Source organism: Thermaerobacillus caldiproteolyticus, assembly GCF_015326725.1.
Taxonomy (GTDB): Bacteria; Bacillota; Bacilli; order Bacillales; family Anoxybacillaceae; genus Thermaerobacillus; species Thermaerobacillus caldiproteolyticus.
This window is the reverse complement of the sequence record NZ_CP064060.1, coordinates 1,464,512-1,479,651: the sequence shown is the minus strand read 5'-3', so window position 1 is coordinate 1,479,651 and position 15,140 is coordinate 1,464,512. Positions and strand designations below refer to the sequence as shown.

General features: G+C 39.6%; 22 protein-coding genes. 16 read left to right on the top strand and 6 right to left on the bottom strand.

From position 1 onward, the window contains the following. The 5 genes from ISX45_RS07215 (at window position 1) to ISX45_RS07195 (ending at window position 2,815) form a co-directional block, all read left to right on the top strand. Window positions 1-816, top strand: coding sequence for a serine/threonine protein kinase (locus ISX45_RS07215; RefSeq protein ID WP_181556230.1), 816 nt, complete (start codon window positions 1-3; stop codon window positions 814-816). Then, window positions 800-1,564, top strand: a complete 765-nt coding sequence (locus ISX45_RS07210) for a sporulation protein (RefSeq protein WP_181556229.1) — start codon at window positions 800-802, stop codon at window positions 1,562-1,564. Before ISX45_RS07215 ends, ISX45_RS07210 begins: the two co-directional genes overlap by 17 nt. A 287-nt stretch (window positions 1,565-1,851) precedes the next feature. Further along, on the top strand, window positions 1,852-2,187 hold the full coding sequence (locus ISX45_RS07205; RefSeq protein WP_194520379.1) for a phosphatase PAP2 family protein: 336 nt from the start codon (window positions 1,852-1,854) through the stop codon (window positions 2,185-2,187). Between the two features lie 30 nt (window positions 2,188-2,217). Continuing rightward, the gene (locus tag ISX45_RS07200; protein ID WP_181556227.1) at window positions 2,218-2,535 is read left to right on the top strand and encodes a hypothetical protein; all 318 of its coding nucleotides are present in this window, start codon (window positions 2,218-2,220) and stop codon (window positions 2,533-2,535) included. A gap of 121 nt (window positions 2,536-2,656) precedes the next feature. After that, window positions 2,657-2,815 carry a hypothetical protein gene (locus tag ISX45_RS07195; RefSeq protein ID WP_181556358.1) on the top strand — a complete coding sequence of 53 codons (159 nt, stop codon included), beginning with the start codon at window positions 2,657-2,659 and terminating at the stop codon, window positions 2,813-2,815. A gap of 54 nt (window positions 2,816-2,869) precedes the next feature. Here the strand turns inward: ISX45_RS07195 and ISX45_RS07190 are convergent, their stop codons facing one another. After that, window positions 2,870-3,025 carry a hypothetical protein gene (locus tag ISX45_RS07190; RefSeq protein WP_181556226.1) on the bottom strand — a complete coding sequence of 52 codons (156 nt, stop codon included), beginning with the start codon at window positions 3,023-3,025 and terminating at the stop codon, window positions 2,870-2,872. Between the two features lie 114 nt (window positions 3,026-3,139). Here ISX45_RS07190 and ISX45_RS07185 point away from each other — a divergent pair, with 114 nt between their 5' ends. The 3 genes from ISX45_RS07185 to ISX45_RS07175 all read left to right on the top strand — a co-directional run bounded on the left by ISX45_RS07185 (window position 3,140) and on the right by ISX45_RS07175 (window position 5,589). Further along, window positions 3,140-3,541 carry a hypothetical protein gene (locus tag ISX45_RS07185; RefSeq protein WP_194520378.1) on the top strand — a complete coding sequence of 134 codons (402 nt, stop codon included), beginning with the start codon at window positions 3,140-3,142 and terminating at the stop codon, window positions 3,539-3,541. Between the two features lie 421 nt (window positions 3,542-3,962). Further along, window positions 3,963-4,667 (top strand): purine-nucleoside phosphorylase, encoded by a 705-nt coding sequence (gene deoD, locus ISX45_RS07180; protein ID WP_181556224.1) that lies wholly within the window; start codon window positions 3,963-3,965, stop codon window positions 4,665-4,667. Window positions 4,668-4,737: 70 nt separating this feature from the next. Beyond that, the gene (locus ISX45_RS07175; RefSeq protein WP_228485663.1) at window positions 4,738-5,589 is read left to right on the top strand and encodes a M15 family metallopeptidase; all 852 of its coding nucleotides are present in this window, start codon (window positions 4,738-4,740) and stop codon (window positions 5,587-5,589) included. A gap of 86 nt (window positions 5,590-5,675) precedes the next feature. Here ISX45_RS07175 and ISX45_RS07170 read toward each other — a convergent pair whose 3' ends face one another. Continuing rightward, window positions 5,676-5,927, bottom strand: coding sequence for a hypothetical protein (locus ISX45_RS07170; RefSeq protein WP_194520377.1), 252 nt, complete (start codon window positions 5,925-5,927; stop codon window positions 5,676-5,678). A 72-nt stretch (window positions 5,928-5,999) separates the two neighbouring features. Beyond that, window positions 6,000-6,701, bottom strand: coding sequence for a class I SAM-dependent methyltransferase (locus ISX45_RS07165; RefSeq protein WP_194520376.1), 702 nt, complete (start codon window positions 6,699-6,701; stop codon window positions 6,000-6,002). 189 nt (window positions 6,702-6,890) lie between these two features. Between ISX45_RS07165 and ISX45_RS07160 the strand changes: the two genes are divergently transcribed. The 8 genes from ISX45_RS07160 to ISX45_RS07125 all read left to right on the top strand — a co-directional run bounded on the left by ISX45_RS07160 (window position 6,891) and on the right by ISX45_RS07125 (window position 12,908). Further along, window positions 6,891-7,769, top strand: a complete 879-nt coding sequence (locus ISX45_RS07160) for a cation diffusion facilitator family transporter (RefSeq protein ID WP_309505678.1) — start codon at window positions 6,891-6,893, stop codon at window positions 7,767-7,769. 73 nt (window positions 7,770-7,842) lie between these two features. After that, entirely contained in the window at window positions 7,843-8,799 is a 957-nt protein-coding gene (locus ISX45_RS07155) for a magnesium transporter CorA family protein (RefSeq protein ID WP_228485662.1), read from the top strand. 138 nt (window positions 8,800-8,937) lie between these two features. Continuing rightward, window positions 8,938-9,480, top strand: a complete 543-nt coding sequence (locus tag ISX45_RS07150; protein ID WP_181556221.1) for a peroxiredoxin — start codon at window positions 8,938-8,940, stop codon at window positions 9,478-9,480. A gap of 32 nt (window positions 9,481-9,512) precedes the next feature. After that, window positions 9,513-9,953: a TlpA family protein disulfide reductase gene (locus ISX45_RS07145; protein WP_181556220.1), complete on the top strand. Its 441-nt coding sequence runs from the start codon at window positions 9,513-9,515 to the stop codon at window positions 9,951-9,953. 653 nt (window positions 9,954-10,606) lie between these two features. Next, window positions 10,607-10,699, top strand: a complete 93-nt coding sequence (locus ISX45_RS07140) for a YjcZ family sporulation protein (protein WP_181556219.1) — start codon at window positions 10,607-10,609, stop codon at window positions 10,697-10,699. Between the two features lie 22 nt (window positions 10,700-10,721). Then, window positions 10,722-10,847, top strand: coding sequence for a YjcZ family sporulation protein (locus tag ISX45_RS07135; RefSeq protein ID WP_181556345.1), 126 nt, complete (start codon window positions 10,722-10,724; stop codon window positions 10,845-10,847). A 123-nt stretch (window positions 10,848-10,970) separates the two neighbouring features. After that, a complete protein-coding gene (rarD, locus tag ISX45_RS07130) occupies window positions 10,971-11,906 on the top strand; it encodes an EamA family transporter RarD (protein WP_194520375.1) in 936 nt (311 codons plus the stop codon). A 111-nt stretch (window positions 11,907-12,017) separates the two neighbouring features. Next, window positions 12,018-12,908 (top strand): transposase, encoded by an 891-nt coding sequence (locus ISX45_RS07125; RefSeq protein ID WP_407649725.1) that lies wholly within the window; start codon window positions 12,018-12,020, stop codon window positions 12,906-12,908. Between the two features lie 295 nt (window positions 12,909-13,203). Here the strand turns inward: ISX45_RS07125 and ISX45_RS07120 are convergent, their stop codons facing one another. From ISX45_RS07120 to ISX45_RS07110, 3 genes are all read right to left on the bottom strand, one after another. Continuing rightward, window positions 13,204-13,998, bottom strand: coding sequence for a DUF817 domain-containing protein (locus ISX45_RS07120; RefSeq protein WP_194520374.1), 795 nt, complete (start codon window positions 13,996-13,998; stop codon window positions 13,204-13,206). 107 nt (window positions 13,999-14,105) lie between these two features. Continuing rightward, window positions 14,106-14,327: a helix-turn-helix domain-containing protein gene (locus ISX45_RS07115; RefSeq protein WP_194520373.1), complete on the bottom strand. Its 222-nt coding sequence runs from the start codon at window positions 14,325-14,327 to the stop codon at window positions 14,106-14,108. Between the two features lie 10 nt (window positions 14,328-14,337). After that, a complete protein-coding gene (locus ISX45_RS07110) occupies window positions 14,338-14,814 on the bottom strand; it encodes a DUF2975 domain-containing protein (protein ID WP_194520372.1) in 477 nt (158 codons plus the stop codon). Window positions 14,815-15,140 lie beyond the last annotated feature (326 nt).

The following is a 15,140-nucleotide window of genomic DNA, read 5'->3' as shown; positions in this document are numbered from 1 at the left end:
ATGGGCATTCCATATTTTCGATTTTTCGACCGACATTATAAAGAAGGTACGCTCATTCGAGGCCGCTATCAAATCGTGAGAGAACTTGGAGTGGGAAGTTATGGAATTGCTTATGTAGCCAACGATTGGGAAACAGGAAGACAAGTCGTCATTAAACAATTGCGAAAAACAAGACGAAAAATGCAAGAAAAAATACAGTCATTCCAGCGGGAGGCCGTCATTTTACGGCGGCTGCAACATCCGCAAATTCCAGCGTTGTATGAAACGTTTATAGAACGAGGAGTTCCCCATCTTGTGATGGAGTATATTTCTGGAGAAACCATTGAAACGTTAATTTTTGACAAAGGGAAAACGTACACGGAACAGGAATCATTTCAACTGCTAAGGGATGTGCTAGATGTTGTGGAATACATTCATGCAAATGAAATTGTCCATCGTGATTTGCGCATCCCGAATATTCTTTTCCGGGATGGGAACGTATTCATTATCGATTTCGGGTTAGCCCGATTTTTTCATGAACAAATCCCACATGTAGAAACATATGTATTGGAGAAAAAGTTAAGGCGGCAAATTGATGTCAAAAGCGATTTTTATGCGTTAGGTCATTTTACGTTATTCTTGTTGTACTCTTCATACGAGCCGACAACGGATGAAGAGAGAAGCTGGGAAGAGGAATTATCCATTTCCGAACATGCCCGTTTTATATTGCGAAAAATGTTACAGATTGATGAACCTTACCACCATATTCGTGAATTAATGAAGGATGTTGACGAGTTAATTAGAAAGGATGGGGCGACCGATGTCATTGTTTCATAAACTACTAGCGCGCGTTGGTATTGGAGCGGCTATTGTTGATACGAAATTGCTGTCTGAGCGGTTAATGATTGGCGATGAAGTAGAAGGAATCGTTGAAATAACTGGAGGAAACACCGAGCAAGCGATTGATCATATTTATTTATCTCTTTATGCTACGTATACAGTGGAAGTGGATGACCGAAAAACGACGAGCCACGCTTTAATAGGAAAGTGGAAAATTACCGAACCGTTTACGATTGGTATCCATGAGCAAAAGAAAATTCCGTTTCGATTTACGCTTCCGCTTGATACACCCATTACGGTCGGCAAAACAAAAGTGTGGCTCCATACTGGGCTTGATATGAAATATGCTCTTGATCCGAATGATCAAGATTATATTCGGGTTGAACCAACACCGGTTATGAATGCGGTCCTAGCGAGCATGGAGGATATGGGATTTCGCCTTCGAGAGGCGGAATGCAAAAAAGCAGTGAGTGCCAAACGGCTTCCGTTTGTGCAAGAATTTGAGTATGTGCCGAAAACAGGTCTGTTTCGCGAGCGACTAGACGAAGTCGAAATCATGTTTGCATCGATTTCTAAAGACGAAGTAATCGTATACATGCAAATTGATCGTCGGGCTCGTGGGTTGAAAAGCTTATTTGCTGAGGCTCTTGATTTGGATGAATCGTACGTTCACTTACGCGTCACAAGCGATGATCTCTCTCAGCTATCTCAAAAACTTTCTCGTTTCATTCAATCATATTGCTAAAGATTGGGTGCTGACTCAATCTTTTTTTATCTTTTATTTTCGGAGAACGCTCTAGTTCCAGTGCCAACTTTAAGCAGACGTAAGAAGGGAATCATAGGAGTGAATGGTAACATTACATGCTCATCGTGAGTTTATTGTGGCTCGGTAGTTTAACATATGATAATTCATCCTTTCATTCGTTCGACGAAGGGGACAGAGAAAAAATCGATCGCCTGCTTTCCCCGCATTCCTTGTTCGGAGTGCGTGTTGTCAATGTGCAATTAAAGCTTTAGATCGCCGGAGAGCGGATGCAGTGGACCCATTTGACCTATAGTTTTCCAAGAGGTCACGCTATAAATTCAACAGCCTTTTTTCTCTTTTTTACCAACGCACCCGCTATTAGGGGCATAGGTGTTTGTGTTTCTTTTGGTAATGCCGGTTTTAGTGAGTATGAGCCGTGTTTATTCGGAGCTTTCTATCCGGCCGATGCCATTGCTGGAATGATTGGTGGTATCTTATTAGGAACAACGGGCTATATCGTTGGGTTAAAAAGAGGATTCGACAAAACAACAATAATTTTGCTAAAGGAATCGACATCACGAATCGCTAATATGTTTGACAAACGGTATTGGATCGCCGTTTAGCATCCATATTGGGTAGAGGAGTGATGTCCGATGGTTCGCCTTTTAATGAAGAAAATGCTACACACAAAGCAAACATATGATGTAACGTTGTTTCAAACACCTCGATTTGGTCAGACGAAAGGATATCGTCAAGTATATCGGTTAACAATGGCAGCATTGAACCATGACGAAGCACTATCACTGGTGTATCGCATGTTTAACGTGTCGGATTTATTGCCGAAAGATTATAAAGCACGTTATGTCAGCACAGGGGATATTGTATTAATTGATGAAGGAATTAAGGGACAGGTATGTTATAAATTATGCCCGGAAGGATGGAAAAAAGTGAATCGTATTCATATTCGATAAATATAGATCTAAAAATTCTAAATATTCCGTTTTATATAACGCAATATCATGATATAATGAAAAAAATGAATAGTTTTATCTACACAAGGGAAGGGATATAAAAGGAAAGGGGGGCGATGATGTGCGACAACGAGAGGAAGACAAACAAATCCCTACTGTAGCTCCAGGAATGGATGACGATGAAGAGTTAAATGAGAAAGCGACAAAAGAAGAAATTGTTCACGGAGATTATACAAAAGTTGTCACGTTGTCATTCGATGAGGTCGATCCTTCCACATAGAAAACCCTTGTGTAGAAACAAGGGTTTTCTATGTTTTGCTAGCGTATGGGAACGTTATGAATCAGGATTATCATGATGTCCCGGACCATTTTTCCGTCCTGTTGCAGAGTATTCCTTTGCATGGGCTGCATCCTCAGCGATTAATGCTTCCTTTGGAATGTGATTATTCTTTTTCTGTCCGTTAATTCGGTTGCGGTGTTTTTTACCCATTGTGTTTTCCTCCTTTTATTGATCACTATTAGTTTGTTCGCTCAATATTCGTTCTATTGACGGAAATTGCTTGTAATTGAAGGTGTGTACAATTTCGAAAAAGGAGAATAAAGGATGACGGCATTATTCGTTTCCGCTTTCCTTGGCGCCGTTTCTACCATTGCTTTATTATTTGTAAAAGTGGAGATGGAAAGATTGTTTCATCGTCGAAAAGATTTTCCTTTGTTACATGTTGTAAATGTACTTGTCACAGGTGGTGTGGTTGCTATTTCATATTACCTATTTAGTGACATTCATATCGAAATATCCGAGATTAAGGAAACTAAACGGTTTTTTTACGTATATGCAGGAGCTCTTCAGCTCATTCTTCCTATGTATGCGGTCATCGCCCTATTATTTCAACAGAGGAGAAAAAAGCAGAGAAAATATACAACAAGCAAAGACAAAAAAGTGTTGTATATTAACGAAAAATATTTGGCGCGACGGTATGACGATTACCATTCGAAAACATCATAAAAAAGGGGGAGAACGTTCCCCCTTAAAAATTTTTTTGAGCTTGATGTTGATGGTTGGTGCGCGGTACAGGATGACGGACTGGTTTTGTCCGCGTATTCAACAGCTTGTTCTAGTTTCTTTTTTCATCTGTTTTCCCTTCGTGATGGTTGTTATTGTCTCCTCTTCCTTCTTAATAAAATACAAATCTGAAACGAACATTGTCTAGTTTCAGTGACAGCCCTCTTGTGCTAAATCATCTTCATGTTCCAAAAGTACCAAGCTATCTTGCGAGTGAAGAACATTTGAGTTCGTGAGATGATGGTGGTGATTTCGCTTTTCTTATCTTGTCCTTCTTTTCCTTTCGTTGCATGTATGATATGATAAAAAGGATGCGAACCAAGCATGATATTTCTGCTGGAAAGGATGCTAAGGAGGACAGGTTATGAGTATTCACATCGAAGCAAAACAACATGATATTGCTGATAAAATTTTGCTGCCGGGTGACCCGCTTCGGGCTCAATATATTGCCGAAACTTTTTTGGAAGGGGCGACGTGCTATAATCGAGTGCGCGGCATGCTTGGATTTACTGGTACATATAAAGGGCATCGCATTTCCGTACAAGGAACTGGGATGGGGGTACCATCCATTTCGATTTACATTAATGAATTAATGCAAAGTTACAATGTACAAACATTAATACGTGTCGGTACATGCGGTGCGATTCAAAAGGATGTACGTGTTCGCGATGTTATTTTAGCGATGAGCGCATCAACCGATTCCAACATGAATCGTTTAACATTTGGAGGAATGGATTATGCGCCGACAGCCCACTTCGATTTATTGCGAACTGCTTATGATGTTGGTATAGAAAAAGGATTGCAGCTAAAGGTTGGAAATGTCTTTACTGCTGATATGTTCTATAATGACAATGCGGACTGGGAAAAATGGGCGCGTTACGGTGTTTTAGCCGTAGAGATGGAGACGGCAGCTTTGTATACGCTAGCGGCTAAATTTGGTCGTAAAGCTCTTTCTGTTTTGACGGTGAGCGATCATATTTTAACAGGGGAAGACACGACAGCACAGGAACGACAAACAACATTCAATGAGATGATTGAAGTTGCTCTAGAAGCTGCGATTCGGGTATAATGACAAACACTCTTGGCGAGCCCAAGGGTGTTTCTATCACGATATTAACGAAATAAGTAAGGTGGAAAGAATGAAACGTTTATACATGTTATCGGTCATAGCTACTGTTTTCCTTATAAACGGTTGTACAGCAGCTAATTCTTCTCCCTCCCATTCAGCACAACCAAATAAAAATGTGACAAATGGGCAAAGCGTTGAGACTCCGTCCTCCAGCGAGCAAAGTAGCGTTCAAGGACAAGCGGGGACAAATGAATCGAAGGCGTCAGTCGATCCTGATTTATTATTGGAATCGAAATATTGGAATGTCGTTAAAGTGCAAAATGGGATAAAAGTCATTATGAATCCAAGCAATATTTTAGCGCTGGTGAATAAAGAGCAAAGTTTACCTGCTACGTATAAACCAGCCGATTTGGTCGTTCCCCGTGTGCAATTTTCTTTTGCAGAAAAAAATGTTGATAAACGCTACATGCGCGCCGAAGCAGCCAAAGCGCTTGAACAATTGTTTGCAGCTGCTCATCAAGCGGGTATAGAGCTGGTGGCGGCGTCAGGGTATCGGTCTTACGAGCGCCAAAAAGCCTTATTTGACGAAGAAGTGAAAAAAGGCGGGAGAGAAGAAGCTGTTCATGCTGTAGCGATACCGGGACAAAGTGAACATCAGACGGGATTAGCGATGGATATTACCAGTCCAAGTGTAAACAATGCGCTTACAACCGCATTTGGTGACACAAAAGAAGGAAAATGGGTCGCTCTTCATGCCCATGAATACGGTTTTATTATCCGCTATCCAAAGGGAAAAGAGGCAGTTACCGGCTATCAATATGAACCATGGCACTTACGATATGTCGGAAAAAAGGCAGCTAAAGTTATTTTCGAAAAAGGGATTACGCTAGAGGAATACTTCCGCATTGTAAAAAAAGTATAAGAAAACAAGGTGGCTTATTGCTCAGCAAACAGCCACCTTTTTATATGTGCTTATTACATTTAGCGAATTTCCTCTGCTTTTCGAATTTACCAAAAGAGGCCGATTAATGCAATAGCAGCAATAGCGGCGAGAGCGATTCCAACCCCCCAGCCCCAACCCCATCCCCCATAAAAGCCGAAACCGAATCCACCAAGATTTCGACGGCCGACTGGTGCGATATAGACGCGATTCGGGGTGACGCGCGTAATACGCCCAATGTGTACATTGCCAAATTTATCATGGATTCGCACGACTTGACCATGATAGCGGCAACAAACATTGTACCATTGTTGTGACATATGCGTTCCTCCTTTTTTGTTTACTACATCTATAGCGTATGAGAAGGGGACTAGGGAAGTTTGTACCTATGACTACTTTTCACATGAAAATATACAGTAACCAAGTCGTCGACCATATTGTTTTGTCATATGCTCGTGAGTGTGTAAAATGGTGAGCATCTCTTCAGAAACGTCAGCGGTAATGGTAAAAGGAGTTGCTGCAAGTACACGTTGTTGCATGACAGGATGATAAGCGGTTTGCACTTTATGAAATCCATTTTTGTGCAAGTAGGCTTCCCATTGCTGTTCTGTGAGTAAATGACGAAACCCGTAAAACGAGGTGATGTCTTTTTTCTCGGTTTCAGTTAATTGAGAGTGAGCCACTTCAATGGAGAGCAGTTTTCCCTTTGGTTTTAACACACGGTAAATTTCTTGCAGAGCTTTGGATAAGGAGACAAATGATAAAACTGATTCGCATAATATCACGTCGAATTGCTCTGAGGAAAACGGAAGTGATTCAATAGAGGTGTTATAAAGATGAACAGGATGTGATAAAGAAGCGAAACGTTTTTTTGCTTTTTGGAGCATTGTTGGGTGAATATCAATGGCAGTTACATTCGCACGATATTGTTCGGCGATGTAGGCCGCTGTTTGTCCAGTGCCGCAGCCAACATCGAGAATGCTGCTCGTTTGCTGTATGTTAAGTTTACGTAATATATTTTTTGTTAATGAAAAACCCCCGGGATGAGCACTATCGATTCCTAATTCCGCTAAAACATCGAGATATGTGGTCAATGTGATGTCCTCCAATCGTTCTTTTTCATAATCTATGCATATACGTTAACTTTTGCCCTTGCTCAATAAAGTTACCTATGTAGGAAAAAGTTTGTCCAATTCTATAGTCATTCCATATCCCAACTTTGTTGCTGTAGACTCACACAATGTTATGTTGCTAAACTAATATATGCAAATAAGGACGATAAGTTGGTGAAGTATGTGAAAAAACGGATGAAAGCGGAATTAGGAGCTTGGGTGAGTATTGCGAGCTATATCATTTTAGCTGTTGTAAAACTGATTATTGGATATATAGCTCATTCGGATGGGGTGACAGCGGACGGCTGGAACAATTTGAGTGATATAATTGCTTCCATTGCTATCTTAATTGGAATTAAAATTGCGCAAAAGCCAAGGGATCATAATCATCCATATGGTCATTCGCGGGCAGAAAACATTTCATCGCTCATTGCTGCGTTTATGATGATGTCAATCGGGATTGATGTTGTTTCTGAAGGAGCTTCGTCACTCATTCATCACGATCGAAGCCAGATGCCGAAATTGCTCGCGGCGTGGGTGGGAATGTTTTCGGCCGCTGTGATGTTAAGCGTATATTGGTTTAATAAGCGTCTCGCTCAACATGTCAATAGCCAAGCACTCGCCGCTGCAGCGAAAGACCATTTGTCAGACGCGCTTGTGAGCATAGGAACAGCGATCGGGATTGTCGGTGCACAATTTCATCTCTTTTGGATTGATCCACTCGTTGCTTTTCTCATTGGTATTATGATTTGTAAAACGGCATGGGATATTTTTATGGAAACGTCCCATATGTTGACCGACGGATTCGATGAACAAGCATTAACGACATATAAACAACAAATTTCTACGATCGAAGGGGTGAGACGTGTAGCGGATGTAAAAGCCAGAATGGTAGGAAACCAAGTCATTCTCGACGTTACAATCCATGTCGATCCGAATTTAACCGTCGTTAAAAGCCATGAGATTGCTGATGAAGTGGAACGAATGATGAAGGAACAGCATGACATTGAAACAACCCATGTCCATATCGAGCCGGATACGATACCTTAATCGCGTCTTCGCGATTAAGGTTTTTTTATAAAAAAATGTGAAAACTATACATAAAAAAGAAAGGAAATGGACGATGTTATACTACGATGAAATGAAACAGACAGTGATTGAAACGGAAACGTTATCGCTTCCCGATCTAAAAGGGGTATGTTGGCTGCATTTTACGGAGAAAACAAAATCAGATCTAGAGAGATTATTAACCCAGCTTCCGATTCATCCGTTGGCCAAGAAGGCATTATTGTCCGGTACAGATATTCCGAGGGTTGATGAATACGAGCAGTGTTTATTTGTTTCACTTTTTATCGCACGGCATGATTTACAAATGACACAATTACAGCTTGTCGCTACAGAACAATATATTATTAGTTATACAAACGAAGATGAATCGTTTATGAGAACCGTAAAAGAAAAATTGATTCATCACCCTCAATACTTGTCACATCCGGGTTATGTCTTATATCAATGCTTTGATGTAGCCACTATTCATTTTTTACGAGTCATTGATGACATCGCTGACAAGATTCAATCGCTAGAAAAGCAAGTGTTTAAAACGCCATTTGCCAACGAGATTGGACGTAGTGTGTATCGATGGAAAGTGAAGATTCATGAGCTTCGTCAAATTGCTGAAGCACAAGAGGAAATGATGAAAACGATCCATCATACGAAATTTCCATATGTCAATGACAAAACGAACCCGTACATTCAAGACGTCATTAGCCGATTTTCAAGAATTACAGCTGCCCTTGATGCATTTAAAGAAACGCTATCAAATATTTTTAACTTACAGTTATCGCTGAAATCCGATCATATGAACGTTATTATGAAAACATTGACGCTAGTCAGTGTTATTTTCATGCCAATGACCTTTGTTGCTGGAGTGTACGGAATGAACTTTGAAATCATGCCGGAGTTGACATGGAAGTATGGATATGCTTATGCGCTAATTGTTATGGCAAGCCTCGGTGTCCTTATCGCTTTTTATTTCAAGAAAAAAGGATGGTGGGGGGAAGATGAAACGAAGGAGAAATAACAGACAGTGTTCTGTTATTTTTTTGTAGTCAATACTTTTTTATATTAATTACAAAAAAGTATTGACTATAAATTAATATTATATATAATATAACATGTATTAAATAATAATCATTTTAAATTAGTGGAGGTAAGAGAAGTGGCACAGCGCATGGTAGGAAAACAAGCACCGCGTTTTATGATGGAAGCAGTGATGCCAAATAAAGAATTTCAAACAGTCTCTCTTGAAGAAAATATGAAAAACGGAAAATGGACAGTATTATTTTTCTATCCGAATGATTTTACATTCGTTTGCCCAACAGAAATTACTGCATTAAGTGATCGATATGAGGAATTTGCTGATTTAGATGCAGAAATTATCGGCGTTTCTACTGACTCTGTGCATACCCATCTTGCATGGATCAATACAGACCGCACACAAAATGGTTTAGGTTCATTGAACTTTCCGCTTGCTTCTGATAAAAATATGAAAGTTTCCAAAGATTACGGCGTATTAATTGAAGAAGAGGGAATCGCGCTTCGCGGGTTGTTTATCATTAATCCAGAGGGAGAATTAATGTATTCTGTCGTAAACCACAATAATATCGGCCGCGATGTGGATGAAACATTGCGTGTCCTTCAAGCATTACAAACAGGGGGGCTTTGCCCTGCGAACTGGAAACCGGGACAAAAAACGCTTTAAGATAACAATGTACAGAAGGAAGGGATAAATTGATGAAGTTGCGCGATGAAATGCCAGAATTAGTCGGTGCTACCGAATGGATTAACGGTGAGGTCAGAAAAGAAGACTTGCTAGGCAAACCAACGTTGATTCACTTTTGGTCTGTCAGCTGCTATTTATGTAAAGAAGCGATGCCAGAGGTGAATGAGCTTCGCGATGAATATAATGATGAATTAAATGTTGTGGCTGTTCATATGCCGCGTTCTGAAGACGATTTAGATATTAATGTCATCCGTCAAATGGCGTTGGCTCACGATATTATCCAACCTATTTTTGTCGATAATGATCATAAGCTAACAGACACTTTTGAAAATAAATATGTTCCTGCTTATTACGTATTTGATGCGGAAGGGAAGCTCCGTCATTTCCAAGCAGGAGGAAGCGGTATGGCGATGCTACGGAAACGCATTAACCGCGTGTTAGGAAAAGAGTAAAAGATAAAGTAGCCTAAATGGGGTGGTTACGCCTCGTTTAGGTTTTTTTATTGATATATTTAAAGGTGAACTATCTAGCTCCAATGATCAACCAGTTTGTTTCTTGAATCAACATCGGTGCACATGACTTGAAACATGGTGCTCAAGAGCTGCGGAGTCAAACTAGCAAAGCTTTTCGGAAGAGAGAACATGTGCTGTCGCGAAAGACAGGACAGCGCCATTGGCCGTTTGCGTTTTTCTTCCTTATGATTAAAATGAACTATCCGTCACTTAACATATTTGAAGAGGGGAGATTTGCGACTTGTATGTTTTAGCCGAATGATAAGCAACATAAAAGGAATCACTTTAGGCTTCCCCCGTTCCGAAAGAGTTCTAACATCACGATAGAACATATATTCTATTTTGTGGACTGAAGGTTATCTTCCTATTCAAACAAAACTTCGTCATGTTCTTGAAGTGGAAGGGCTCTTTCGGAATTATGTTAAAATACTGTCTCCCCTTCTTGTGACAAACCAGTTCCCTCAGGAGGAACATTTGGATTTGAGAGTGGTTCGTGCCTTGCGCTTTTCTTGATTGTCCACTGGGCATTCGCCCTGCCACCTGACTAGGCGAATACATATACTACCCCTGAATAGCTAAAGGAGGTGCTCGCCATGAGCGGCGTTTATAGCAGTGGTTATACATTAGTAGTTGTGTTATTCATCTTATTAATTATCGTAGGATGTGCTTGTATCGGTCGTTATTAGTGAAGAAACGGGGGAGTAAGTGATGTGGTACTACGGTTATGGACCATACTATGATGGATGCGGTTACGGATATGGTCACGGTTATACGTTCGCGCTCATCGTCGTTTTATTTATCCTGTTGATTATTGTATTAGCAGTGATTAAATAACGCGCCTGTTTTTCACAACAGGCGTTTTTTCTTGGAAAGAAAATCAAAAACGTTTTATAATGGACTTTGTTATAAATTAGAGGAACATCCCGCTTTCACTTAAAATCAAAGGAGATGAAGACGATGAAGCAGTCGGGATATAACGAAAAGATAGGGATTTTTTATACAGCGATCGCCTATGTCATGTGGGGAGTTTTACCGCTTTATTGGAAGTTATTAGATGAGCGCTCGGCTGCGGAAATTTTAGCACATCGCATCGTTTGGTCATTTGTTTTTATGATGGGGCTATTACTCGTCACTCAGCAAATGAAACGATGCCGTGAGCAGTTTCTGGAAATGATGAAGCAGCCAAAATTGGCCATAGGGGTCATCACTTCTGCATGTTGTATTAGCGTAAACTGGTTTATTTACATATGGGCGGTCAATCATGAACATATCGTAGAGACGAGTTTGGGTTATTACATTAATCCGCTTGTCAGTGTTGTATTAGGAATGGTTGTATTGAAAGAACGGCTCAATATTTGGCAATGGATTTCGTTTGGGTTAGCTTTTGTTGGCGTATGCATCATTACGTTTCAATATGGAAAGTTTCCTTGGATTGCGTTGTCACTTGCGCTGTCCTTTGGATTTTATGGATTGGCCAAAAAATTAGCGACATTTGATTCAGCGATCGGTCTTACCTTTGAAACGATGATTGTCACACCGCTTTCACTTGTTTATCTGATTTTTCTCTATGGTCATGACAATACGTTTCTGTCGATTTCGATCTGGCAAGCAATATGGCTGATCGGTGCAGGACCAGCTACTGCATTGCCGTTACTGTACTTTGCCAAAGGGGCCAAACGCATTTCGCTGACGATGGTTGGTTTTCTGCAATATATTGCTCCGACTTTAAGTTTGCTATTTGGTGTCTTTCTTTTTCATGAGTCATTTACAAAGACTCATGTTTATGCGTTTAGTTGCATTTGGGGAGCGCTCGTTATTTTTTCATTGGCAAAAACCAAACGGATGCAAGACTTCCATCATAAACTTATTCGGCGCAGCTCTTTTGAAGGATAGAACGTGTTGCAAAACACATAGTGAATGCATAAATGTACACAAAAAATCCACCCGTCTTGGAAATCATATACAGTGACCTAAAAAACACATTTCCAAGGGGTGGACACTATCATGATTTCCAATTTTGTTATCGAACATGCAATGAATAGCGAAATGGATCCTCTTTTACGAGCTTTATTTCAATACATCGACCAACTTTCTTTACCAGAAACACCTTATGTGACAGGACGACCACCGATTCCGAAAAAATCATTGTTAAAATGTTTCTTTTTAAAAACCTATTTTTCCATTGATTCTTTACGTCAGTTAGTTGACACACTGAATCGCTTTGGCTACTTCCGGCGTATTTGTGGACTTAAAGAGGTTCCACATCTTTCTACGTTTTCACGTGCAGGTAAGTGGTTTCGAGAACAAGGATTTTCCGCTTTTAATGCTCAACTTCTCAAAGATTTAGGCGTTCGATATCCAAAAATCGTCATGATCGACAGTACAGCGCTCCGAAGCAGTCTTTATGATTCTCAAGCGAGATGGGGAATCTCCACTCGGTATAACTGGTTTAAAGGTTATAAATTACATCTTTGTACAACGGCAGAGGGAGTCATTTTATCCCATGTCTTCACGACTGCGAATCGAAATGATGCAGCCGTTGCGCTTGAATTATTTCCATCTTTAAAGGAATGGGAGATTGAGTTTGCCCTTGGAGATGCTGCCTATGACAGTGAAAAAGTCCGTCAAATGGCGGAACAAACAGGGATCTTTTTCGTTTCACCGATTAATTCTCGAAATGGTGATGAACGAAAAGATGCCTACGGCCGGGTGATTCCTTCGTTTTTGAAAACAGAATTCGGAAAGTGGTTGTTTCGTTTCCGTAACTCGATTGAGCAGACATTCAATCAATTAAAGAATGATGGACTAGAACAGCCACGTTGGTATGGGTTTAATCGCTATTTACTGCATGTACAATTATGCATTCTTATGCACAATTTTGAGTTTTTACTCTAGTTTTGCAACACCATCAAGGATAGAGTAAAAACGGATCTTCCTGTAAGATTACAATAAAGTTATTTAATTTTATAACCCCAAACACACAAAACCCCGTTCTGATTTAGGACGGGGTTAAAATAAAGTTGTTTAATTTTTGATATAAAATGCTTTACCGAACTCAAAACTATTACAAAAAAGTCGTTTAAATCTAAGGATTCTTATTCAACAATCGCGCCTGATTGTTAAACAAGCTAATACAGGCTATGTTTGAATCAGAAAGAAATTTCAATAGATTTTGAAATCTATTTAACAGTTATAAAAATTGACTAGTACTAGTTTCTCCTAGTTGAATTTTTCCCTTAGCCTGCTTTAACGTCGCTACTATAAGAAAGCTAACAATCACTAATAAGAACCATGAACTCACCTTTCCTAGATGAACGAAACTCCATGCATCGGTTTGGTTTGGATATTCCCAAGCTCCAAAGAACGTTGCGATATTTTCGGCTATCCATATAAAAAATCCGATAAGCACAAAAGAAAGTGCGAGTGGCATACGGTAACGAGTTCCATCAACCTCGTATGTGACCCATGATTGCCAAAAGACGATAATTACAAGTCCAGATAACCACCAACGAACGTCAATCCAATAATGGTGGGTGAAAAAATTCAAATAAATCGCAGCTGCAAGAGGTACAACTACCAAAAACGGTGGCCACTTAACCAGTTCAACCTTAAGCCTCCTCCACGCCTGGCAAAGATAACTCGCTACACTTGCGTACATAAATCCACTATACAAAGGCACTCCAAAAATTTTGAAATATCCTTCCTCTGGATAAGACCAGGAGCCCATATGTACCTTGAAAATCTCAAGAGCAAGTCCAATAAGGTGGAACAATGTGATAACCTTTAGTTCATCCCGTGTTTCAAGCCCAGAACGCACCATCCACCACTGCATCAGAAGGCAGATGATGAGCAGCCAGTCATACCGTGGTAGGAAGGGAAGTGGCATGATTTTTGTAAAAGCCAAAGAGGCAAAAATAACGACAGGAAACAAACATGATAGAGCCTGCTCCCAACCAAAACGAACGAGTTGTTTTAGTGCTCTCATGACTTGTTCCTCCAAAGGTTTTTTCTGAATATATGCAAGTCCTGCTTAGTATAGTAGCTAGCTCACCGCCGAATAACTTTCTTTTCCTTTCAATGTTTCCTACTTTATTAATCTTGGGTGTCTTCATCACTTCGGTATTCTAAAATATCTCCGGGTTGACATTCTAAAGCCTTACAAATCGCCTCTAAAGTTGATAATCGAATCGCCTTTGCCTTTCCATTTTTCAATATAGAAAGATTAGCCATCGTGATTCCAACCCTCTCCGAAAGTTCTGTGACGCTCATTTTCCTTTTAGCCAGCATCACATCAATATTGATGATAATTGGCATGTTATTCACCTCAGATCGTTAAATCATTTTCTGATTTTATATCTATGGCTTCTTGTAAAAGCCTTTGGAGAACAGCAGCAAAGACTGCAATCACCATTGAAGCAAAAATAACGACCAATCCGATTAATATGATACCTGGAGCATCGTCTAACTCCGCCAAGATGTAAAAGAATGGCATACCAACCACATATAAGCCACTGATTGTGATTGCACAATATTTTATTTTGTTTAAAGATTTTACAGATATTTCCGAGAACGCTTTGTTCTTGTCAATATAACTTAAAAGTTTAAAAGCCTGATACAATGCAACGAAAAACGGTATTACTGATACATACATAATGATTAAAATGGGATATAGTATATGGGCATAATCTGGATTTACTGGATTATTAGCTAACCAAGGTAATCCAAATATACATAAAGCAAGAACTGGAGTTCCGATAATAAAAACAGCTATTTTTAAAAACAATGTTGACCTTTGTTTCATAAAAAGCACCTCACTAATTTATTTTTGAATAAATTTTAATACATTATTTATCGTTTTACAATAAAAAATTATTAAATGTTGATAAAAATTTATTGTTAAATTTGACCGAAAACTTGAAGTCGGGAAAACCTTACCATTGATTCTCATATAATTAATAGAAGCATCTCTGATTTCACAGAGCTGCTTCTTAAAATTAGAATATCAAACACAAAAAACATCAAAAGAAGGATATTGGGCTTATTGTGCAACATCCCGTTAATTATAAGTATTTTCCTTTAAAAATAACTGGTACGCTATTCAACAATATGGCCCGTTTGTTGAATAAA